The sequence below is a fragment of the Methylophaga thiooxydans DMS010 genome, from assembly GCF_000156355.1.
Taxonomy (GTDB): domain Bacteria; phylum Pseudomonadota; class Gammaproteobacteria; order Nitrosococcales; family Methylophagaceae; genus Methylophaga; species Methylophaga thiooxydans.
Map to the genome: position 1 here is coordinate 91,039 of NZ_GG657907.1, position 22,085 is coordinate 113,123.

Sequence of the window (22,085 nt, forward strand, 5' to 3'; positions counted from 1 at the left end):
AACCTCGACTTTACTTAAGCCGCTTTTTGCGCTTCTTCGATCAGCTTAGCTACGCGTTCTGATGTTTGCGCGCCTTGGTTGATCCAATGTGCAACACGATCAAGGTCAACACGAAGTTTTTCTTCTTGACCACGTGCGATAGGGTTGAAGAAACCCAAGCGTTCGATGTAACGACCATCACGCTTGCTGCGCGAGTCTGTGACAACGATACCGTAGAAAGGACGCTTCTTAGCGCCGCTGCGAGTCAATCTAATTGTTACCATATTAATTTAGCCCGTTGGAAAACTGGATCGGAAAACCGTCGTATTCTACGCAAGTCCCACCCGTTTGAAAAGTCCTTTTAACTTTATTTAAAAGGGCATGCCTCCGCCCATAGGAAATTTGCCACCCATGCCACGCATTAATTTCGCCATACCACCTTTTGAGCCCATCTTTTTCATCATCTTTTGCATCTGCGTAAACTGCTTGAGTAAACGGTTGACGTCTTGAATCTGGGTACCACTACCGGCGGCAATACGCTTTTTACGTGAACCTTTAATAAGATCAGGCTTACGGCGTTCTTTTGGCGTCATTGAATTGATAATTGCTTCCAGCTTACCCAATTCTTTATCGTTTACTTGCTGTTTTGCTGCAGCAGGCAGATTTCCCATGCCTGGCATTTTATCGATTAATGAACCAATACCACCCATGTTGCCCATTTGTCGTAGCTGATCGCGGAAATCTTCCAGATCAAAGCCTTTGCCTTTTTTCAGTTTGCCAGCTAATTTCTCAGCGGAACCAACATCCATCTTGCGCTGGGCTTCTTCGACCAACGACAACACGTCACCCATTCCCAGAATTCGCGATACCACACGATCAGGATGGAAAGGTTCTAACGCTTCGGTTTTCTCGCCGACACCCATAAATTTGATGGGCTTGCCAGTGATGTGTCTGATAGATAAGGCCGCACCGCCTCGTGCATCACCATCTGTTTTTGTCAGAATCACGCCTGTTAAAGGCAAAGCTTCGTTAAATGCTTTTGCTGTGTTGGCCGCATCCTGACCAGTCATGCTATCAACTGTGAACAAGGTTTCTATCGGATTGATGGCGGCATGAATCTGCTTAATTTCGCTCATCATATCGTCGTCAATGTGCAAACGACCAGCGGTATCGATGATGACAACATCGACATAATCGCGTTTGGCTTGCTCGATAGCCGCTTTGGCTATATCAACTGGATTTTGATCTGACTGACTAGGGAAAAACTTTGCATCAACTTCATCAGCGAGTGTCTGCAACTGGTCAATCGCTGCCGGACGATACACGTCGGTACTGGCAACCATTACTGATTTGCGATCACGCTCTTTTAGCCAGCGCGATAACTTGGCAACACTGGTCGTTTTACCGGCACCTTGCAGGCCTGCCATCAAAATAACAGCCGGTGGTTGCATATTGAGGTTGAGCCCCTCGTTCGCCTCCCCCATAACCGCAACTAATTCATCATTGACGACTTTAACTAAGGCTTGCCCGGGTGTCAGACTACGAAGTACATCTTGGCCCATTGCGCGCTCTTTGACGCGATCAACAAACGCTTTGACAACAGGTAATGCAACATCGGCCTCAAGCAGTGCCATGCGCACTTCACGCAGCGTCTCTTTAACGTTGTCTTCAGTGATACGACCTTGACCACGGAGCTTTTTAAGCGTGCCCCCTAGTCTTTCACTTAAACTGTCAAACATAATTCACCTTGCTGGTTGGCGGATAAAACGCCATAGATTATTTGCTTTAGGCAGCTATTATAACTGATATATTGTTCAGTTCGGGATGACATCGTTTATCATTGCCGAACTGAGATGATTAAAGACCTCGAAAGGATCGAATGAATATGGCTATTGCCAACGCGCTTGCTTTCCTGCTTTACATGAGCAGTAGCGTCATTCTGATACGGCGCTTCGTACAGAAGGATCAAAACGCAGTAAAAACCAGTATTCCACTTGGCATCATGATCATCATGGCGCTATTGTTTCATGCAACGGATATCTTTTTCACCATGAAAAGTGCCGGTGGCTGGAATCTTGGTTTATTTACCACTTTTTCCCTTACAACCTGGTTAATGGCTTTCATCGCTTTGCTGACCGGTGCTCGTTACCCGAACTCACATCCCGGCATTGTGATTTATCCACTGGTTGCCCTGAGCCTGATTTTAAAAGTTGAACTGCCTTCACCGCAACCACCGTCACTGTCACATCCCGCTCTGGAATGGCATGTCTTGCTGTCTCTGGCAGCATATAGCTTATTCATGCTCGCCGCGATTCAGGCCATTATTCTGGCCATACAAGAAAAACATCTGCGCCAGCGCCAAGCAGCAGGATTAATGCGCAAACTACCACCTTTGCAATCAATGGAAGCAGCTCTGTTTCAGCTGATTCTCACCGGTTTCGCTTTACTAACATTGGGCCTGATTACTGGCTTGATGTTTGTCGATGATTTATTTGCCCAGCATTTAGTACACAAAACATCTTTGTCGCTGGTGTCATGGTGTGTGTTTGCTGCACTACTATGGGGGCGTTGGCGTTATGGCTGGCGCGGTAAAACGGCTGTTAAATGGACCTTAGTCGGCTTCTCTTTTTTACTTCTTGCCTTTATGGGCAGTAAATTTGTTCTTGAATATATAGTGAACTAACTCCAAACATGCTTGAAGAAACTTCATTACTCGTTTTATTTCTGATTCTGTTCTTCCTCTTATTGTTTTCGGCGTTCTTCTCCAGCTCCGAAACCGCATTAATGTCATTGAATCGTTACCGCCTGCGTCACCTCGAACAGGAAGGTCACCGTGGTGCTGTGATTGCCAGTCAACTGTTGAATCGCCCCGACCGCCTGATTGGCCTGATTCTTCTGGGTAATAATTTCGTCAACATTTTAGCTTCAGCCATTGCCACGGTTATCGGTATCAAACTGCTCGGTGAAAACGGTATCGTTGTGGCCACCTTCGCGTTAACACTGATTGTCTTATTATTTGCCGAAGTCACACCTAAAACTTTGGCAGCGCTTCATCCAGAGCGTGTTGCTTTTCCGGCAAGTTATATTCTCAAACCGATGTTGTTTGTGCTCTATCCGCTGGTCTGGTTCACCAATGGTATTACCAACCGTATGGTGCGTTTGTTTGGCGTGTCTCCAGAGGATGCCGCCACCTCTGCCATCAATACCGAAGAACTGCGAGTGGCTTTAATGGAAGCCGGTAGTTTAATACCGACGCGACACAAAGATATGTTGATGAGTATCCTCGATCTGGAAAAAGTCACCGTCAATGACGCTATGGTGCCCAGAAATGAAATTGAAGGGTTGGACATCAATGCGCCGTTTCAAGAAATAGTGAAACAATTGTCACATTGTGGCCATACACGTCTACCCGTGTACGAAGACAGCATGGACAATATTGTTGGCATCTTGCACTTACGCAAGGCTTTGCATCTGATAACTCAAGATAATCTGAATCCTGAAACCCTAAACAGCATTATCAAGGACGCGTATTTCGTACCTGAAAGCACACCACTGAACACGCAGTTAATTAACTTTCAACGTAACCGCCGACGCACAGGACTGGTTGTTGATGAGTATGGTGATTTATTGGGTTTAATTACCTTGGAAGACATTTTTCGTGAAATTGTCGGCGAGTTCACTGCAGACACCATTGATGATGATAAAGATATTCATCCACAATCTGATGGCAGTTACCTGATTAACGGCACCGCCAATATTCGTGAAATTAATCGAAATAACGACTGGAGTTTGCCCACAGAAGGACCCAAGACGATTAATGGTCTAGTCATCGAATATCTGGAAAGCATTCCCGATCCGGGTGTTAGCATTCGTATGGATGACTATGTAATTGAAGTCGTGCAAACTGCTGATAATGCGATAAAAACTGTTCGTATTCATCATATTCTGGAGCAACACGAGGAGGAACCAGAAAGTTGACAGTAATGCGTCTTAAATTAGCTGGGCTAAACGGTGTTGATAAAAGTTCACTCAACTCAATGCTGCGATTGTCCGCTGACTTATTGACGCAGGAATGGATGATCGTCGATGGCGGACATGCTGATCTGGTTATTTACGCCTTTGATACCGAGAGCGGCCAACAAGCTTGGCGCGACCGTAAACCAGGACTAACAGCATTGCTGACCAATACCGGTAATGTCAGCGAACCGGTTGATATCGTATTGCGCAAACCGTTGCGTAAATCTAACTTTTCCGAGGCGTTGAACCTTGTTGAAGAAAAAATTCGGTTGCAGCGAGAACCAAACAAAAATCAAAGTAACACCACCTCAACAAAAGAGACCACCCAACAGTCAGGTTGGACTGGCAAATTGCTGGAAACTATTAAGCTGCGAAAGAAACCTGCTTCCCACCTCCCCTCTCTTGAGCTAGCCAAGGATAAGGGCTCAGCCAAGCAAACAGACACAATCAAAGACCCAACGCTTTTGCAGGCATGGGTCAACCAGCTACCCAAAAATGCCAACCAACGTGCCGGGACCTTACTGATTAATCTTCAACCACTGTGCCAGTTAAATCTGAAACCCATGGTGATGTTGAGCTTATTAGAGTTCTACCGTAAAGCCACTACTGACTTACTATTCACGCGTGATATTTCTGCGGTCAAGCGTGACTTGTACGACACCACAGAAAACCTGCGCGCGATTCGTAGTATCAACGAATTGATTGCCAACCTTGCTGTGGCATACCAGCAAATCATTGCTTATTACTATCAGCGTGGTGAAACGCCTAATAACAACGCGGCCATGCTGTTGTGTATCAACCGCACGACAGAAATGCTCGCTCTACAAATTCTGCATGCCTATCATTATTATCGCGCGGCACCCAGTGGCGCTTGGCAACAACTGCATCAGTTTTACCTGTATCAAGAAGCCGCAGGAACACTTCATGAAACTGTTGCATTGAAAGAGTTTTATCAAAGCAGAAGCTTCTTTGATCTCTACGCACAAATCATGCTCACTGGGCTGGCAGATCCATACAGCTTGGCGAGGTTTGATGTGTTTCGTCTATTCGGTTTGATGGCACAATTCACCGATAAAATTGAACTAAGCTTACTAAGTTACAAGCAAATCAATACCACCAGTAATTTTTTGCTGACTGGCCATTTTTGTATTGATTGCAACGATGATGATTTACCACAGCCGATGATAAAAACGCCAACCGAGATTCGCGCATCGGACAAAACCCGTATGCTCAATACTCAACCGGCTTTGCTAGCTGTTGAGAATACTTTCAAAGATGCCAAGAGCAACTCTCATGCCTCCTTGGATACCGAACTGCGTTTACTTAAAAAAATCATTCCGCAGCTTAACACAACACATGAGCGCCGTTTCCATAGACTGAATACAGGCAAGCACCGTAATGTCGATATTGCTCATGGTATTAACGCCATACAGCAAAGCCTGAAACAAAAACTGACCCACGCGTTAACCTGGAAACTGGATAATCAGAGCAGTGGCGGTTTAATGGCAAAAAGACAAACTGAGGGGTGTTACCATTTAAATATTGGCGATTTGGTTGGCATTTTTGAAAGTGACTTCCAAGTTAAACTGGCCACCATTAAGTGGTTACAAATCGATATTGATGCTGATACCTATATTGGCATGGAACTTATTGATGGCAAACCCATCCCAATACTTTGTACACCGGATGGTGAAGCGGAACAGCATCCTGCGATGATCTTGCCTGCGAATGATTCGCAAACAGCCGCAACCATGATTACTGAAAAAGGCTTGTATTCACCGAAGAGAAAAATTCGCGTCAAAGGTGATGGCGAGCCCTACGTCATTATTACCAATGGTATGATAGACAGCACACTGGATTACGAACAGTTCAACTTCACCACCAAGCCGATTTCATAATCATAGTCAGCAGACATATCATCAATTCAAACAGGATTTCTTAGAATAAAATGGAATATCAATTATGCGCACTGTCTTAAAACTGATTCTTATCGTCATCATTATCGCAGTGGCCAGCTTGGTCGCTCTACCGTTTGTTGTTGACCCTAACGATTATAAAGACGAAATTTCCAGTCAGGTCGAAAAAGCCACTGGACGAAACCTGACTCTTCAAGGTGATATCGGGCTTTCCGTGTTTCCATGGATTGCTTTGGAATTGGGACCATTGTCATTGAGTAATGCGCAGGGCTTTAAAGCTGACTCATTCGCTAAAGTAGAAGCTGCTGAAATTCGTATCAAGCTGATGCCATTACTGAAAAAGCAACTCGAAATGGACACGGTTGTGCTGGATGGCCTAGTACTGAATCTGGAAACAGATAAAAATGGCAAAACCAACTGGGATGATCTGACTCAAGCTGATGAAGTGGTGAAAGAAGATGCCAAACCTAGTCAGGAAAAATCAGGCCCAGCGTTAGCCGCCATTAGCATTGCTGGTGTGCAATTAACGAATGCCAATATCCTCTGGTCTGATGCGTCAAAAGGTGAAAGCTACCAGCTACGTAACTTGAATCTGGACACCGATCCACTCACACCGGGTGAACCTACCGCTGTTGATATGGCATTTGATCTCATCAGTGCTAAACCAGAAGCAAAAGCCCATGTCACGTTGGACACCAACGTCATGGTCGATATGGAAAACCAGCAATACGCGCTGACCGACCTAGCATTCACCACCATTGCTGAAGGCAAAACGCTGCCGTTTGCACAAGCTGATATCAAGTTAAATGGTGATATCAAAGCCGATATGGTCAAGCAATTGGTGAATATCACGGGCTTAAGTCTCACAGCTAAGGTAAATAACGATACGCAAACTATTGATGCCAATCTGACCGGTGACGTCAATGCTAATCTGGCAAGCCAACAAACCACCGTTGATGGCTTCGAATTGACGGCGACAATAAAAGATCCGTCTATACCTGGCGAACAGGCAGATCTGAAATTGACTAGTAATATCAATGCAGATCTAAAACAACAAACGTTGACCTTGTCAGCGTTAATGCTGGAGCTGGAAGAGTTGATGCTCAATGCAGATATTAAAGCCAACAATATCCTAAGCGACAAACCAGGCTTTGCCGGTAATGTGCATATCCAACCATTCAGCTTAAGAAAATTGGCTGACGATATGAACATTGAGTTACCCGAGATGGCCGACAGCAATACCTTAGAGAAGCTTGAAGTCAAAGCAGAGCTGGAAGGCTCAGCAAGCCATATCAACGCTAAACAACTTGATGTCACATTGGATCAAAGTAAATTAACCGGTCAGTTAGCGATTAATAACTTTGCTCAGCCAGCTTTCAACTTCAAGCTGAAACTTGATCAAATCGATGCGGACCGCTATCTGCCGCCCGTTCCTGAAGACAAAGCTGAGTCAAAACCAGCTGCAACACCCGCAACGGCAGCGGCCGGTGGCTCGAGTCAGCTACCGTTAGAAGCATTGCGTCAAATCAACGCCAAAGGCAGTATCGATATTGGCAAAATGAAAGCTACAGGTCTTACCAGTGAAAATATTCATGTCACTATTAACGCGGCGAACGGCCTGGTAAAGCTGACACCGATGCGCGCTGATTTATATCAGGGTACATACAATGGTAATGTTAATCTTGATGCCCGTGGCGACAAACTTAAGCTCGCTATCGACGAGACCGTTAAAGGCGTTCAGGCAGGTCCGTTATTGCAAGACATGTCAGCTGGAGAGGATGCCGCCGTCACAGGTACAGCCAATGCAAATGCCAAACTGACAGGCGTCGGTGCCAGCGTCGATGAGATCAAACAGACGCTGAATGGTAATGGCGGCTTTTCATTTACTGACGGCGCCTTGAAAGGTATCAATATTGCTGATGCTATCCGTAAAGCTAAAGCGGCTTTATCCGGACAGAAGCTGGCAGAATCTGATGCGCCTGTTCAAACTGACTTTTCAGCATTAACGGGTACCTTCAAAGCCACCAATGGCGTGATTGATAATCAGGATTTATCTCTGAAATCTCCCCTATTACGTATCAGTGGCGCTGGTCAGGCCAGTTTACCCAAAGAGACTATCGATTACAGTCTGAATGTGGCTGTAGTTGGCACCATTTCTGGACAAGGTGGTAAAGAGTTAACAGAGCTGAAAGGACTGACGATTCCGGTAAAAATTACGGGTACATTCAGTGAGCCTAAACCAACTGTTGATCTGGCTAGCATGGTTAAAGATAAGGCCAAAGAAGAGCTGAAATCGAAAGCCGAAGAAAAAATTAAAGAAAAACTTGGTGATGATCTGGGTGGTTTACTGGGCGGTGCTTTAGGCACCAAGGGAGCAACCGACTCACAATCAACGGGGGATGACACCTCAACCAATAAATCAGCGGATGAAGCACCCGTTGAAAAAGAAAAGGCACCTGAAGAGAAACTGGAAGATGCCGTTAAAGACAAGTTGAAAGACTTTTTCTAAACCTAATAAAACGAGACTCAATGCCCGCACTTTTCAGGCGCGGGCATTTTTTTATCTGAATGTCGACAACTTTTAATTTTGCTGATGCCCTGTTGAATTGGTACGACCAGTTTGGTCGCAAAGATCTGCCTTGGCAGCAATCACCCACGCCCTATCATGTCTGGTTGTCAGAAATCATGCTGCAGCAGACACAGGTGACGACGGTCATTGATTATTATTTACGCTTTACTCGACGGTTTCCCGGTATTCGTAGCCTAGCTCAAGCCAAACAGGATGATGTACTCGCTTATTGGTCTGGCTTAGGCTACTACGCCCGCGCTCGTAATTTGCATAAAACAGCACAGATTGTGGTTGCTGACTTTGCTGGTGAAATGCCCAAGACATTAGAACAATTGATAGCTCTGCCCGGCATTGGCCGATCAACTGCTGGGGCCATCCTGACACTAGCATACCATCAGCCGTTTCCGATTCTTGATGGCAATGTAAAACGGGTATTAACTCGGTTTGATGCTATTTCAGGCTGGCCCGGTAACAAGCAGGTCGAAAATAAATTATGGCAGCGTGCCGAACAACTTTTGCCAAATCGTCGCATCGCCAACTATATTCAGGCACAAATGGATCTAGGCGCAACGTTGTGCACTCGGTCTAAACCAGACTGCCAAAACTGTCCGATGCAACATCATTGCCAAGCATTTGCTTTGGGCACGCCAACGGCATTTCCAGAAAAAAAACCCAAAAAGGCGGTTCCCCAGCGTCAAACACATTGGTTAGTGTTAAAAAATGACCAGAATGAAATCTACCTGGAACAGCGCCCTCAACAAGGCATATGGGGTGGGCTTTGGAGTTTTCCGGAAATTGACAAGGCTGAAGATATAGACGTTTTATGCCGCCAACGTTTCCATATCAACATTACTCAGCATCAGCCCTTGCCTCATCTGCAACATGTCTTTAGTCATTTTAAACTGGCTATTCATCCTCATCTGCTGCAGTGCAGAGCAGAAGGCATTGCCGACAAAGATAACGGCAACTGGTATAAAATAGAAGATTCTTTAACGCTGGGCCTCCCGGCACCAGTCAAATCCTTTTTACAATCTTTTTTATAGAGGCATTTATGGCACGCTTGATTCATTGCGTAAAATTAGACAAAGAAGCTGAAGGGCTGGACTTCCCTCCTTACCCTGGTGAAACGGGCAAAAAGTTATATGAGTCTGTTTCAAAAGAAGCATGGCAAATGTGGTTGAGCCAACAAACCATGCTGATTAATGAATATCGCTTGTCTTTGGCAGATCCGAAATCACAAGCCTTTTTGAAAACTGAAATGGAAAAGTTCTTCTTTGGTGAAGGCTCTACACCACCAGCTGACTTTGTTCCAGAATAATGCTTTTACAGTAAAATTAGCGCAAAAAGTCGAAAAAAGCGCAGGGAGCCTAACGACCAGACGATCACTGGCATGGCTCCCTGTGCGAACTCATTGAAAATGCATAAAGCCAATAAAATCAAGCCTTCCAGGAATTTTACTCCGCCACCCCATGCCATTTTTTAATAAAAAAATCAAAAAAAAGTTTGATTTGTTTTCCCAAAATGCTGACTTTTTTGCATTTTTTGATCGTACAATGCAATAAGCTCCATATTTGGAGCGGATGTTCCGTCGGCGCTGGAGCGGCACCGGCATAGTTAATAAATTGAGGTTGATATGGCAGATCAAGTTACAGGTACGGTTAAATGGTTCAATGATGCAAAAGGATTCGGATTTATTGAACAGGTTGATGGTCCCGATGTATTCGTCCACCACACCGCGATTAAATCAGAAGGCTTTAGAACATTGAAGGAAGGTCAAGCGGTCACGATGGAAGTGACACAAGGCCAAAAAGGCCCACAGGCTGAGAACGTTGTCCCAGCTTAATGCCTGAAAATAGAATTCCAAGGCCGGTTAGAGCAATCTAACCGGCCTTTTTTATGCGGGTAGCTTCACAAGAAATGTGATAAGACACGATGAAAGTATTCAGTTTCCGCAATATTCGCGTGATTATTTTACTCGGCATTTTGGCGGCCGCACTCATCTATACACAAGAACAGAAACGTAATACCACGGCCTGGTATAAGCCAATCACTGTCATCATTTTTCCCATCAATGGCGATGGCAAAGCGGCAACACAAGAATATATCACTCGCTTATCCACTAATGACTTCACCGCTATTGATCACTTTTTCGCCCGTAGTGGTCGTGAATACCAATTAACAGCTAAGCAACCTGTTGTCACTCAGCTTGGGGCAACGATTAAAGAAATCCCCCCTGTCCCACCTAGCTCCAATAATGTCATCGCGACTATATGGTGGAGTTTGAAATTACGTTATTGGGCTTATAAAAACACACCTGACACCCTATCAAACAAAGCGCGTATTCGTTTGTATGTGCTCTATCACCAAGCCAATGGTAGCACCCCGCTAGCCCACTCACTCGGGTTACAAAAAGGACTTATCGGCGTAATACATGCCTATGCCAGTAAAAAACAAACACAGCAGAATACAGTCGTCATGGCACATGAAATTTTACATACCGTTGGAGCCAGTGATAAATATGATGCACATAACTTCCCTATTTTTCCTACAGGTTATGCTGAACCTGAGCGTGAACCTTTGCACCCGCAACGCTATGCCGAAATCATGGCTGGTCGAATAGCCATTAGTCCTCATCAGGCAAAAATGCCGGATAGTTTGCGTAAAGCAAAAGTAGGGGAGAAAACGGCCAGAGAGATTAATTGGATTCAATGATGCCGTTACAGCCTGCCGATTTTATAAAACACCATCAATTTGGTGTGTTATCCACTTTTTCGTTAAGTCATCCTGGCTACCCATTCGGTTCACTGGTGCCTTATCTGCTAGCTGAAGACGGTAGCATCCACATCTACATCAGTGCATTGGCAGAGCATACAAAAAACATTGCCGCCAACAATAAAGTAGCACTGACTATCAGTGACGCTGATAACTCCACCAACCCCGCCGCTGAAGCACGAATTACCTGCTTGGCTGATATCACGCTCAGCCAGCAGCAAGAGGCATTACAAAAGCTTTACCAAATGAAATTCAGCCATGCTGAGCAAGTGCTGCAACTACCCGGATTTCAGTTTTACCAGTTAAACCTCACAGCAATCAGACTGATTGGTGGTTTTGGTGATATTCGTTGGTTATCGCCTGATAAGCTTGATTTGACATAACCGCGTCACGGTTTCGGCGGAAAATACCATTAGAAATAGAGAAAATAGCGACTTGACTGTATGGCTGCATCAGCGACAATAAAGTATCGCTATCAGCAATGTTGCTGTACACGTTCGTCAAAGGATGGCTGTCATGAACCTGAAACTCGTAAGTCTCACTCTTATCATTAGTATAAGTCTTTTGTCTGGGCATGCCCGAGCTGACTGGGGCGCAATGTTAGATGATTTAAAAGAAGCGGGTAAAACCTTCATGCCAGGTGCTGAAACCGCAGACTCAACGCTAGACACGAATACTATTATTTCCGGTCTTAAAGAAGCATTAAGCGTCGGTAGTCAACGTGCCATCGATACAATTGGCCAGACAGACGGGTTTCTTGCAAATCCTAAGATTCGTATCCCGCTCCCCCCCCAAGTTGAACAAGTGGGTGGACTAATGCGCCAGTTTGGCATGAGTGGCTTAGCCGATGAGTTTGCAACCAGTATGAACCGAGCTGCCGAAGAAGCGGCTCCGGAAGCTACAAATATCGTCATTAATGCGATTAAGAATATGAGCATTGAAGATGCAAAACAAATTCTCAACGGCCCTGATAACGCTGCTACAGAATACTTTAAGACCAAAACCAGTGATCAGTTAAGCACTTTGTTTCGTCCAACCATTGAAAACTCTCTGGACCAGGTTGGATCAACTCGCTATTACAATCAACTCAGCGATCAAGTGTCTGATGTACCTGTTGTTGGTCAAAATCTAAATGTGGACTTACCCGATTATGTCACCGAACAGGCGTTGAATGGTTTGTTCACTATGCTGGCCATTGAAGAGAAAAAAATCAGAGAGAATCCAGCAGCACGAAGCACTGAATTACTGAAAAAAGTTTTCAGTCAGTGAAAGAAGCGGGAATTTTTGCTACTTATCATGTTACGAATGTAATAACATAAAGACCGCACAAATAATAAAGGAAATACCATGGCTTTATCGCACAAACTCAACCTGTCCAGTCAAGGAACCTCGCTCAAGGCGTTATTCAGTGGTTACCTGATCGTTGTCGCTGTCGGCTATCTGATGGCACTGGTGCAGATTCAGCTTACTCATGGTCTGGCCGATGGTGAATACGGCTTATCCGTCGATGATATTGTCTATAGCTATTACGGTAACCGCTCAAACTCTTTATTAGAAAATAAATTGCATGGTTCGATGAAGCCGATGGCAAGTGATGAAGAGCGTGCCGACATTATTACCTGGATACAGCAGGGTGCAAGTGAAGAAGCTTATGAAAGCAATGGTATTAAACAAATTTTTGAATCCAGATGTATCGCTTGTCACAACGCCGACTCGGGCATGCCGATTCCGGATTACACTGAGTTCCAGAACATTAAAGACCGTGCTCTGGTGGATACCGGCGCTTCATTCTCATCATTAGCACGTGTATCTCACATTCACTTGTTTGGTATCGCCTTCATATTTATGTTTGTCGGTCTGATCTTCAGTCTGGCATCTGGTGTGCCAAAACCCTTAAAGGTTCTTGCAATATCGACGCCTTACGCCTTTCTGTTAATTGATATTGCCTCTTGGTGGCTCACAAAAATGAATCCTAACTTTGCTTGGTTAGTCATCATTGCCGGTGGTTCCATGGCTTTATCCTTTGCCTTTATGTGGGTCGTCTCTATGTACGAAATGTGGATATTACCCCGTTTCGGCGAAGATACTCGTGATGCCCTACTCGACGAATAAAACAACATAAGTCATTATTTCAAAAGCCACGACCCATCTCGATCGTGGCTTTTTTTTGCTCTGTATTCTGATTTAACTAGCTAAAAATGTTCCTTGCTAGCTTTTTCAACGATTGCAATGGATTTTTTCTGGAAAGTGCCGTAAACAGTTAAGTAACCCTAAAGGAAGAAGGTTTTGGTGGATAGTATCTGGTTGCTCTGCTCCGCATGTCTTGTATTTCTAATGCAGGCAGGTTTTCTTTGTTTAGAAAGTGGACTTGTAAGAAGTAAAAACAGCATCAACGTTGCTGCGAAGAACATTACAGATTTTACAATCTCCAGTGCCATTTTCTGGCTAGTCGGCTTTGGTTTGATGTTTGGTCAAACCAAAATTGGCTGGTTCGGAAGTGACCAATTTCTATTTGGCAACGACAGTTCTCCTTCGCTTATCACTTTTTTTATTTTCCAAATGATGTTTTGCGGCACAGCTGCCACGCTAGTATCAGGCGCAGTCGCAGAGAGAACCAGCTACATTGGTTATGTGATTATTACCATTGTTATCACCCTGTTCATTTACCCTATCATTGGCCACTGGGTCTGGGCCGGAATATTCAATGGTGAAGCGACGGGTTGGCTGGAGCAAAAAGGGTTTGTCGACTTTGCTGGCTCTACAGTCGTTCATTCTGTGGGTGGCTGGGTGGCATTAGCGGCCATTCTAGTAATTGGGCCGCGAATCGGAAGATATGACAAAGCAGACAGGCGTATACCGGGTAGCAACCTGCCTATGGCCGTATTAGGCGGCTTGTTAATCTGGTTTGGCTGGTTCGGCTTTAACGGTGGCAGCACTTTAGTCTGGAATGAGGATGTCCCTGTCATTATTCTCAATACGATACTCGCCGCTATATGGGGCGGTATCAGTACCACATTACTCAAATACATCACCGATGGTTATGTCGATGTGTTGATGATTATCAATGGCGTCTTGGGTGGATTAGTCTCGGTGACCGCTAATTGTCATTTAGTGACGCCAGTAGAGGCCATGATGATCGGTCTAATGGGTGGCCTCATTGTTTTTTATGGTGACCGTTTTCTTGAATCGAAACGTATTGATGATGCTATTGGGGTTATTCCAGTTCATTTATTCGCAGGGATTTGGGGAACCCTAGCCGTTGCCTTGATGGGCAACACTGAGCGTCTTGGCAGTGGACTGAGTTGGACTGAACAGCTTTATGTACAGTCTCTGGGCATAGTAACAATTGGCATCTATAGTTTTTTTACAGCTTATGTCTTATTTCGCATTATCAATCGCTTCTACCCTTTACGGGTCAACGAACAAGCTGAGCTGATTGGTCTTAATGTTGCTGAACATAGAGTCAGTACAGAAGTATTCGATTTGCTGGCAGCGATGCAGCATCAGCAACAAAAGTCTGATTTTTCATCCCGCGTACCCGTCGAACCGTTTACTGAGGTGGGGCAAATAGCCCAGCAGTATAATCGCGTTATCGATAAAGTGAATAGCGAAATAGAACAACGGGATCAAGCGTTTAGTGCCTTTAAACAGAGTGAGTTCCGCAAAGGTGCCATCATGCAGGCAGCGATGGATTGCATTGTCACCATCAATGGCCGTGGCGATATCATCGAATTCAACCCTGCCTCTGAACAATGTTTTGGCATGTCACGAAAATCGGTACTGGGTGACAACTTTTTCACATTATTCATTGCTGAAGAGTCACGTTCAGCTGCTATCAATAGCCTAAACCAGGGATTTGTTGCCGGCGATGGCATGGTATTGAAACGCCATAACATCACAGAGTTATCACGAAGTGATGGTGTTGAGTTTCCTGCAGAAGTTGTGATCACACAGACGACATTGCCGACACAATCTGAAATCGAGTATACCTTACATATTCGCGACATTACGCGACAAATAAGACTGCAAGATAGACTTAAACAACTTGCTTATAATGACCCATTAACCGGTCTTTATAACCGCACGTATTTCATGAGCCATCTCAAGCAACGAATTGCCTATCATCAAGAGAACTTAGGCTCAGTCGTGCTGATGTTCCTCGATCTGGACCAGTTTAAAAAAATTAACGATAATCTAGGCCATAAAGCAGGTGACCAGTTATTGTGTGAAGTCGCCAGTCGACTTAAACAGGTGATGAGGGAGCTTGACTTAGTGGGTCGCTGGGGCGGCGATGAGTTCGTCATTGTCATGTCAGGAAACATCACATTATCTCAAGCAGAACATAAAGCAGAAGATATTCTCAAAGTGATGCGTTCACCGGTTAAATTGGATGGGCAAACACTCGTTGTTCCAACCAGCATCGGCCTTGCCATATCTGAAAACGGTCAGATAACACCTGAGCAATTAATGCAACAAGCTGATATGGCCATGTACCGTTCCAAACAAAGTGGCCGTAATACCTATCGCGTATATCTCGAAGAAATGAGCGAGAAAACCAAGCAGAAATTCCAACTTGAAAATGCCTTGCCAGAAGCGATTGTAAAGAATCAACTCACATTACATTATCAGCCTAAAGTGTCAGTGATGACTGATGAGGTGGTCGGCTTTGAAGCATTAGTGCGTTGGAATCATCCTGAACTCGGACTCATTATGCCAGGTGAATTCATCCCTCTAATCGATGAATCAAACCTGATTATTCATCTGGGTGAATGGGTCATTCAACAAGTGATTGAACAACTGTCACGGTGGCGACAAATCGGCGCGCCCTTACTTCCTGTTGCTATCAATATTTCAGGCCACCACTTACATTCAGACAATTTGGCTGGTTTTGTGTCCAAATTAACACAGCGATTTGATATTGATGGTGCACTGCTAGAGTTCGAAATCACTGAAGGCGTACTGACTGGTAATACTGAACAGAGTATTGCCGCGATGAAAGCGCTCAAAAAAACAAATATTCGCTTATCCATCGATGACTTCGGTACAGGTTATTCATCGCTGAGCTATCTTAAAAAATTCCCTGTTGATGTGTTGAAAATTGATCAAGCTTTTATCCGCGAATGTCAGAGCAAACGTGAAGATGCGGCAATATGTAAAACAATCATCACTTTGGGCAAAAGTTTAGGTCTGCAGATCATTGCTGAAGGGGTTGAAACCATCGAACAACTCACGTTTCTAAAACAACATGATTGCGATATCTATCAAGGCTATTATTTCAGCAGGCCCATCCCTGCTGAAAATATACTGCCATTATTGGAGCAGCGCCTACCGGCCTAATATCAGCTATTTTCTTTTTCCTCGAGCGCTTCCCACTTTGCATAGGTGGCAGACAGTGTTTGCTCTAAATCGTCAACATCCTGTTGCAGCGTGGTGATGGTCTCTGCATCTTTTTTATAAAAATCGGGATCGGACATTTGTTTATTGAATGCCGCTTGCTTGGCCTCCAACTCTTCAATTTTGGCTGGTAAGGCCTTCAGATCCAATTGCTCTTGATAGGTCAGTTTACTTTTCTTTTTCGGCGCTGACTTTACCGTGGGTGTAGGTTGGTTCTCAGACTTTTTTGAGGCCTGCGTTTGTTGTTTGGCTTGTGACCGTTGATGCAACCAATCATCATAACCGCCCACATATTCACGAACTTGGCCATCCTCGTCAAACACAATACTGCTGGTCACCACATTATTGATAAAGGCACGATCATGGCTTACTAACAACAAAGTGCCAGTGTAATTAAGTAGAAGATCTTCCAACAGCTCCAGGGTTTCAGCATCCAGGTCATTGGTCGGTTCGTCCATCACCAGTAAGTTTGCAGGCTGGGTAAATAGCTTAGCCAATAATAAACGGTTTCTTTCACCACCCGATAAGGCTTTAACCGGTGTTCTGGCACGTTCTGGTGTAAACAGGAAGTCTTGTAAGTAACCAATAATATGTTTACGACTGTCATTGATATCGACATGGTCACTGCCCTGCCCGACATTCTCGACCACACTTTCCTCTTCATTGAGCTGACTACGTAATTGGTCGAAAAAGGCAATCTCCAGATTCGTACCCGTTTTTACTTCACCAGATTCAGGGGCTTGTCGTTCCAGCAAGATAGACAGCAAAGTACTTTTACCGCAGCCATTGGGACCAATGACACCGATACGATCACCACGTTGGATTAACGTCGTAAAATTCTCAAACAACTGCTTACCGTCATAGCTCTGACTGATATTCTCAGCCTCAATCACCAGCTTGCCGCTTCGCTCTGCTTCTTGCAGTTGCATTTGCACATTGCCCTGCTTTTCACGGCGTTGACTGCGTTCTCTCCGTAATTGCTGCAAGGCGCGCACCCGACCTTCGTTACGGGTTCTTCTGGCCTTAATTCCCTGACGAATCCAGGTTTCTTCCTGAGCCAGCTTTTTATCAAACTGGGCATTTTGTTCGGCTTCAGCTGCCAAAATTTCTTCACGCTTTTTCAGGTAGTTATTATAGTCACCAGGAAAGCTCACGAGTTGGCCACGGTCGAGCTGAACAATGCGTGTCGCCAAAGATTGCAGGAAGGTTCTGTCATGGGTGATAAACAATAAGGTGCCGCCATAACTTTTTAGGAAGCCCTCCAGCCACGTGATAGATTCAATATCAAGATGGTTAGTCGGCTCATCCAGCAACAAAATATCGGGTTGTTTAACTAATGCCTGAGCCAATAAGACACGACGTTTTTTACCACCTGAAAGGCTATCAAACTCAATATCAGCATCTAACGACAAACGTGAAATCACCGTTTCCACACGTTGTTCCAAGGACCAGCCATCAACGGCTTCCAATTTGTGTTGAGCTTTTTCGAGCTTATCGAGTAAGGCTGCTGAGCTATCCGTTTCCAGTTGATGCACGATTTGATGGTATTCGACTAACAAAGGGGCGATCTCGCCTAACCCTTCCGCCACGACATCAAATACTTTGCCATGCGTGCCAATCGGCACTTCCTGCTCAAGCCGGGCAATTTTGGTTTCCTGCCCGCCCATGATTTCGCCGGAGTCGGCTTTAATTTCGCCGGCAATCAATTTCATTAAGGTTGATTTACCGGCGCCATTGCGTCCAACCAGACACACACGTTCACCGCGGTCTAATTGAAAATCGACTTTATCCAATAGATTAGGGCCGCCGTAGCTGACGGTAACTTGCTTCAATGACAGTAATGCCACAATTATTCTCCAGCAGCTTGAGCTGCTTCTAGTTGTTCACTGGCTTCAAACCAAGTCATTTCGGCTTGTTCCAGTTGTGTTTTTAAATCCGCTTGCTGTTGAAGCAGGGCTTTTAGTTTATCTTTGGCTTGTTCGGTATAAAGCGAGTTATCAGCCATTTCTATTTCTAGGTCGCTTAACGACCCTGTCAGCTTATCCATCTGTTGTTCTGCTTTTTTCACCGCATTGCGAAGCGGTTGCAGTTTTTGCCTGTGGTTGGCTGCCGCTTTGCGATCCTGCTTTTTATTGTTAACGTTGGCTGAAGCCTCAGTTTTCTGTGGCTTATCTTTATTCAGTAACCATTGTCGATAATCATCAAGATCACCATCGAAGCTTTTCGCCTGCCCTTCTGACACTAGCCATAAATCATCGGTTACGGAACGTAATAAATGTCTGTCATGCGACACAACAACAAGCGCCCCTTCGAACTCTTGTAAGGCGACGGTCAACGCTAAACGCATTTCTAAATCAAGATGATTGGTTGGCTCATCCAATAACAACACCGCCGGTCTTTGGTAAACCAGAATGGCTAATACCAATCGCGCTTTTTCGCCCCCTGAAAAAGGTGCCACCAAATCCAGCGCTTTATCACCATGGAAACCAAAACCACCCAAGAAATTACGTAAGTCCTGTTCACTGGCTTGCTTGTCGAGCCGTTGTAAATGCTTAAGCGGCGTATCGTCAGATCGTAACTGCTCCAGCTGATGCTGGGCAAAATATCCAATGCGTATATCTTTGGCTTCCTTGCGCTTGCCGCTCAACGGCTCAAGCACGCCTGCTATTAATTTAATTAAGGTTGATTTCCCTGCGCCATTGGGACCTAACAAACCAATGCGATCCCCCGGTGCCAGGGTCAGCTTCACCTGACTTATCAGCGGTGTATCAGCATAACCTACGGAGGCTTTATCCAATGCTAATAAAGGCACGGTAAGACGAGTTGGCGACAAAAAGCTGAAGTGAAAGGGAGAATCAACATGTGCAGGCGCAATTAACTCCATACGCTCTAATGCTTTCACCCGGCTTTGTGCTTGCTTGGCCTTCGTTGCCTTGGCTTTAAAGCGCGTGACAAAACTTCGCATATGGGCAATTTCACGTTGTTGCTTTTGATGGGCCGCTTGCTGGTTGGCCAGGTGCTCGGCGCGAGCCAGTTCAAAGTCAGAATAATTGCCGGTATACACTTTGATGCGCTGTTGTTCGATGTGGGCGATATGGGTCACGACTCTATCGAGAAAATCTCTGTCATGTGAAATCACGAGCAAGGTACCTGAGTAACTTCTGAGCCACTCCTCCAACCAATACACCGCCTCTAAATCAAGGTGATTCGTTGGTTCATCAAGTAATAATAAGTCTGAACGGCACATCAATGCCTGTGCCAAGTTCAAGCGCATTCGCCAACCACCTGAAAATGCCGTAACCGGTTTTGTCTCCTGCTCGGCAGTAAAGCCCAGACCGTGCATCAACTTACCTGCACGACTATTGGCAGTGTAGGCATCGATTGCCGCCAGCTTGTCATGCAACACACTTTGTAAGTGCCCATCGCTTTGTTTTTCAGCTTCAGCTAATTGGGTATGAAGCCGAGTGAGTTCTTCATCACCTTGCAACACATACTCAATCGCCGGTAAATCAACCGCTGGAGTTTCTGCGCGACATGTGCGGTTGTCCATGAATCAGGCATACTGACTTCGCCAGTATCGGCATGTAATTGATCCCGCAACATCGCAAACAAGCTCGACTTACCGGTACCATTGGCACCCGTTAAACCGATCCGCTGTCCTGGGTGAATAATCAGATTGGCAGATTCAAATAATAGACGTGTCCCTCGACGTAAGGAGACTTGATTCAGTTTTATCATGGCGCGAATTGTATCAAGGCCATCGTATTGAGATCAGGGTTTTTATTCAGAATCGACGTGCTCAGGCAACTGCCAATTTATAGCAGCAGTACCATGCTGCTGCAGGTACGCATTCGCCTGGCTGAAATGCTGGCATCCTAAAAAACCACGGTATGCGGATAAGGGAGAAGGATGTGGCGCTTTCAATATCAGGTGCTTTTGCGGATCGATCGCGCTGCCTTTCTTTTGCGCGTAACTGCCCCACAACATAAAGACCACATGATTGCACTGTTCATTCACGATACTGATAATTTTGTCCGTAAACTGCTCCCAGCCCTTCCCTTGATGGGCATTGGCATTCGACTCCTCAACGGTTAATACAGCGTTCAATAACAACACGCCTTGTTTTGCCCAACTTTCTAGGTAGCCATGATTAACAGGTTTAATGCCCAGATCTTTATCCAGTTCTTTATAAATATTGACCAATGACGGGGGCGTTTTGACACCTGGTTTCACTGAAAAACACAAGCCATGCGCTTGCCCCGGTTGATGATACGGGTCCTGCCCCAAAATAACGACTTTAACCTGATTGAGTGGCGTCGTTTCCAAGGCATGGAACCAGTTGCTAGAGTTCGGGTAAATGACTTTGTGATTCGCTTTTTCAGCTTGCAAGAACTGCTTCAGTTCCTGCATATAAGGTGCAGAAAACTCATCTTTCAATGCCGGCTGCCAACTGGGGGCATTGTCCAGAACCATTTTTATCTTCCCATCGTGATATCAAGTCATCATGATAACAATGCCCATTAACGCTGTCGCGTAACCGGCTTATCACAGCTGTTTCCCCTGCACATAAATAGGAATAAATCCGATAGGGCCTCGCTAGCTGTCATGCTAATCTGGCAATGAAGTGTATTTAAATAGGTCAGTTTCAGGAGAAAATTATGTCAGCTGGAATTCGTCTGTTATCCAGTGTGCTTGTGGCGGTTGGTCTTTTATTATTAGCTATTGCCTGTAATGATGAATATGACTTGTCATCGTCGGATACCAGCGTCAACGCTCCCAACCAGAATAAAGATCAGGTACCACAGTGGCTGGAGTCTCATCATGAAATCTCAGCGGCAGACTGGCTGATTATCCGAAGTCCAGCAGCATTAAAAGGTGACGTTACAGATAAACAACACCGTGTCGCTATTTTGCAGGATGCATCTGAACACTTTCGTGAGAATCCACGGATGATTGCAAATAGGGCAACCCAGTTAGAAGATATGTTGTTGGAAATTGATATTGAAGAAAGTGCCGTATCGCTTATCGACCAGTTCACTCACCTACCGACAAGAGGCACACCACATAACTTCTCAGCCTACTGTCAGTATTACTTTAATCTGCGTGCCCAAGGCTATGATGAACACTACGCACTGGCTGAGCTAAGTAAACTAAAATAATGCAGCAGCTCCCCCCGGTTTCGGGATAGGAGAGGAATGGGAGGAGCTGTGCAAAACCTATAATTAGTGGTGTGCTTTTTCTTTATGCTTGGCCATTTTTTCTGTTAATTTCTGCTGTTGCTCAGCTGTCAGCAGATTAAACATCTCATGATGAAAACGAGCACGCGCCATCGACTGCTCTTTCTTCATCGCTAAAGACTCATCAATTAATTGCTCAAGTGCCGCTTCATCCAGGGTTTCTGCTTGGGTCACCTCTTTAATGGCTTTTTTGTTTCCCAA

The 22,085-nt window shown here is 45.1% G+C and carries 18 protein-coding genes and 1 pseudogene; 13 read left to right on the forward strand and 6 right to left on the reverse strand.

What is annotated here, in order from left to right; all coding sequences use genetic code 11:
* Nucleotides 1–14 precede the first annotated feature (14 nt).
* Together rpsP and ffh are read right to left on the reverse strand one after the other, a co-directional pair.
* The gene (gene rpsP / locus MDMS009_RS15600) at nucleotides 15–263 is read right to left on the reverse strand and encodes a 30S ribosomal protein S16 (protein WP_008292361.1); all 249 of its coding nucleotides are present in this window, start codon (nucleotides 261–263) and stop codon (nucleotides 15–17) included.
* 87 nt (nucleotides 264–350) lie between these two features.
* Entirely contained in the window at nucleotides 351–1,718 is a 1,368-nt protein-coding gene (gene ffh, locus MDMS009_RS15605) for a signal recognition particle protein (RefSeq protein ID WP_008292303.1), read from the reverse strand.
* 146 nt (nucleotides 1,719–1,864) lie between these two features.
* Here ffh and MDMS009_RS15610 point away from each other — a divergent pair, with 146 nt between their 5' ends.
* The 12 genes from MDMS009_RS15610 (at nucleotide 1,865) to amt (ending at nucleotide 16,590) form a co-directional block, all read left to right on the forward strand.
* Nucleotides 1,865–2,662: a cytochrome C assembly family protein gene (locus MDMS009_RS15610; protein WP_052298182.1), complete on the forward strand. Its 798-nt coding sequence runs from the start codon at nucleotides 1,865–1,867 to the stop codon at nucleotides 2,660–2,662.
* 8 nt (nucleotides 2,663–2,670) lie between these two features.
* Entirely contained in the window at nucleotides 2,671–3,957 is a 1,287-nt protein-coding gene (locus MDMS009_RS15615) for an HlyC/CorC family transporter (RefSeq protein WP_008292309.1), read from the forward strand.
* 5 nt (nucleotides 3,958–3,962) lie between these two features.
* A complete protein-coding gene (locus MDMS009_RS15620) occupies nucleotides 3,963–5,894 on the forward strand; it encodes a hypothetical protein (protein WP_237700555.1) in 1,932 nt (643 codons plus the stop codon).
* A gap of 64 nt (nucleotides 5,895–5,958) precedes the next feature.
* Nucleotides 5,959–8,421, forward strand: coding sequence for an AsmA family protein (locus MDMS009_RS15625; protein WP_008292324.1), 2,463 nt, complete (start codon nucleotides 5,959–5,961; stop codon nucleotides 8,419–8,421).
* A 59-nt stretch (nucleotides 8,422–8,480) separates the two neighbouring features.
* The gene (mutY, locus tag MDMS009_RS15630) at nucleotides 8,481–9,524 is read left to right on the forward strand and encodes an A/G-specific adenine glycosylase (protein ID WP_008292354.1); all 1,044 of its coding nucleotides are present in this window, start codon (nucleotides 8,481–8,483) and stop codon (nucleotides 9,522–9,524) included.
* Nucleotides 9,525–9,532: 8 nt separating this feature from the next.
* Nucleotides 9,533–9,799 (forward strand): oxidative damage protection protein, encoded by a 267-nt coding sequence (locus MDMS009_RS15635; protein ID WP_008292302.1) that lies wholly within the window; start codon nucleotides 9,533–9,535, stop codon nucleotides 9,797–9,799.
* 315 nt (nucleotides 9,800–10,114) lie between these two features.
* Nucleotides 10,115–10,324 carry a cold-shock protein gene (locus MDMS009_RS15640; RefSeq protein ID WP_008292300.1) on the forward strand — a complete coding sequence of 70 codons (210 nt, stop codon included), beginning with the start codon at nucleotides 10,115–10,117 and terminating at the stop codon, nucleotides 10,322–10,324.
* An 89-nt stretch (nucleotides 10,325–10,413) separates the two neighbouring features.
* Nucleotides 10,414–11,193 carry a hypothetical protein gene (locus tag MDMS009_RS15645; protein WP_008292312.1) on the forward strand — a complete coding sequence of 260 codons (780 nt, stop codon included), beginning with the start codon at nucleotides 10,414–10,416 and terminating at the stop codon, nucleotides 11,191–11,193.
* Nucleotides 11,190–11,636 (forward strand): HugZ family pyridoxamine 5'-phosphate oxidase, encoded by a 447-nt coding sequence (locus MDMS009_RS15650; RefSeq protein WP_043888466.1) that lies wholly within the window; start codon nucleotides 11,190–11,192, stop codon nucleotides 11,634–11,636. The genes MDMS009_RS15645 and MDMS009_RS15650 overlap by 4 nt, the downstream gene beginning before the upstream one ends.
* A gap of 133 nt (nucleotides 11,637–11,769) precedes the next feature.
* On the forward strand, nucleotides 11,770–12,522 hold the full coding sequence (locus MDMS009_RS15655) for a DUF4197 domain-containing protein (protein WP_052298184.1): 753 nt from the start codon (nucleotides 11,770–11,772) through the stop codon (nucleotides 12,520–12,522).
* A gap of 78 nt (nucleotides 12,523–12,600) precedes the next feature.
* Complete coding sequence (locus MDMS009_RS15660) at nucleotides 12,601–13,365, forward strand: hypothetical protein (protein WP_008292342.1); 765 nt, start codon at nucleotides 12,601–12,603, stop codon at nucleotides 13,363–13,365.
* A 177-nt stretch (nucleotides 13,366–13,542) separates the two neighbouring features.
* Nucleotides 13,543–16,590 (forward strand): ammonium transporter, encoded by a 3,048-nt coding sequence (gene amt / locus MDMS009_RS15665; RefSeq protein ID WP_081443646.1) that lies wholly within the window; start codon nucleotides 13,543–13,545, stop codon nucleotides 16,588–16,590.
* Nucleotides 16,591–16,592: 2 nt separating this feature from the next.
* Here amt and uup read toward each other — a convergent pair whose 3' ends face one another.
* From uup to ung, 3 genes and pseudogenes are all read right to left on the reverse strand, one after another.
* Nucleotides 16,593–18,494 (reverse strand): ATP-binding cassette ATPase Uup, encoded by a 1,902-nt coding sequence (gene uup, locus MDMS009_RS15670; RefSeq protein ID WP_008292316.1) that lies wholly within the window; start codon nucleotides 18,492–18,494, stop codon nucleotides 16,593–16,595.
* A gap of 2 nt (nucleotides 18,495–18,496) precedes the next feature.
* Nucleotides 18,497–20,385: pseudogene (locus MDMS009_RS15675) on the reverse strand (ATP-binding cassette domain-containing protein).
* Nucleotides 20,386–20,427: 42 nt separating this feature from the next.
* Nucleotides 20,428–21,120, reverse strand: a complete 693-nt coding sequence (gene ung / locus MDMS009_RS15680; protein WP_008292299.1) for a uracil-DNA glycosylase — start codon at nucleotides 21,118–21,120, stop codon at nucleotides 20,428–20,430.
* Nucleotides 21,121–21,305: 185 nt separating this feature from the next.
* On the opposite strand from ung, the gene MDMS009_RS15685 reads away from it, so the two are divergent.
* Nucleotides 21,306–21,806: a hypothetical protein gene (locus MDMS009_RS15685; RefSeq protein ID WP_008292323.1), complete on the forward strand. Its 501-nt coding sequence runs from the start codon at nucleotides 21,306–21,308 to the stop codon at nucleotides 21,804–21,806.
* 63 nt (nucleotides 21,807–21,869) lie between these two features.
* Here MDMS009_RS15685 and MDMS009_RS16380 read toward each other — a convergent pair.
* The coding region (locus tag MDMS009_RS16380; RefSeq protein ID WP_202811629.1) for a hypothetical protein at nucleotides 21,870–22,085 on the reverse strand (216 nt) is incomplete at its 5' end.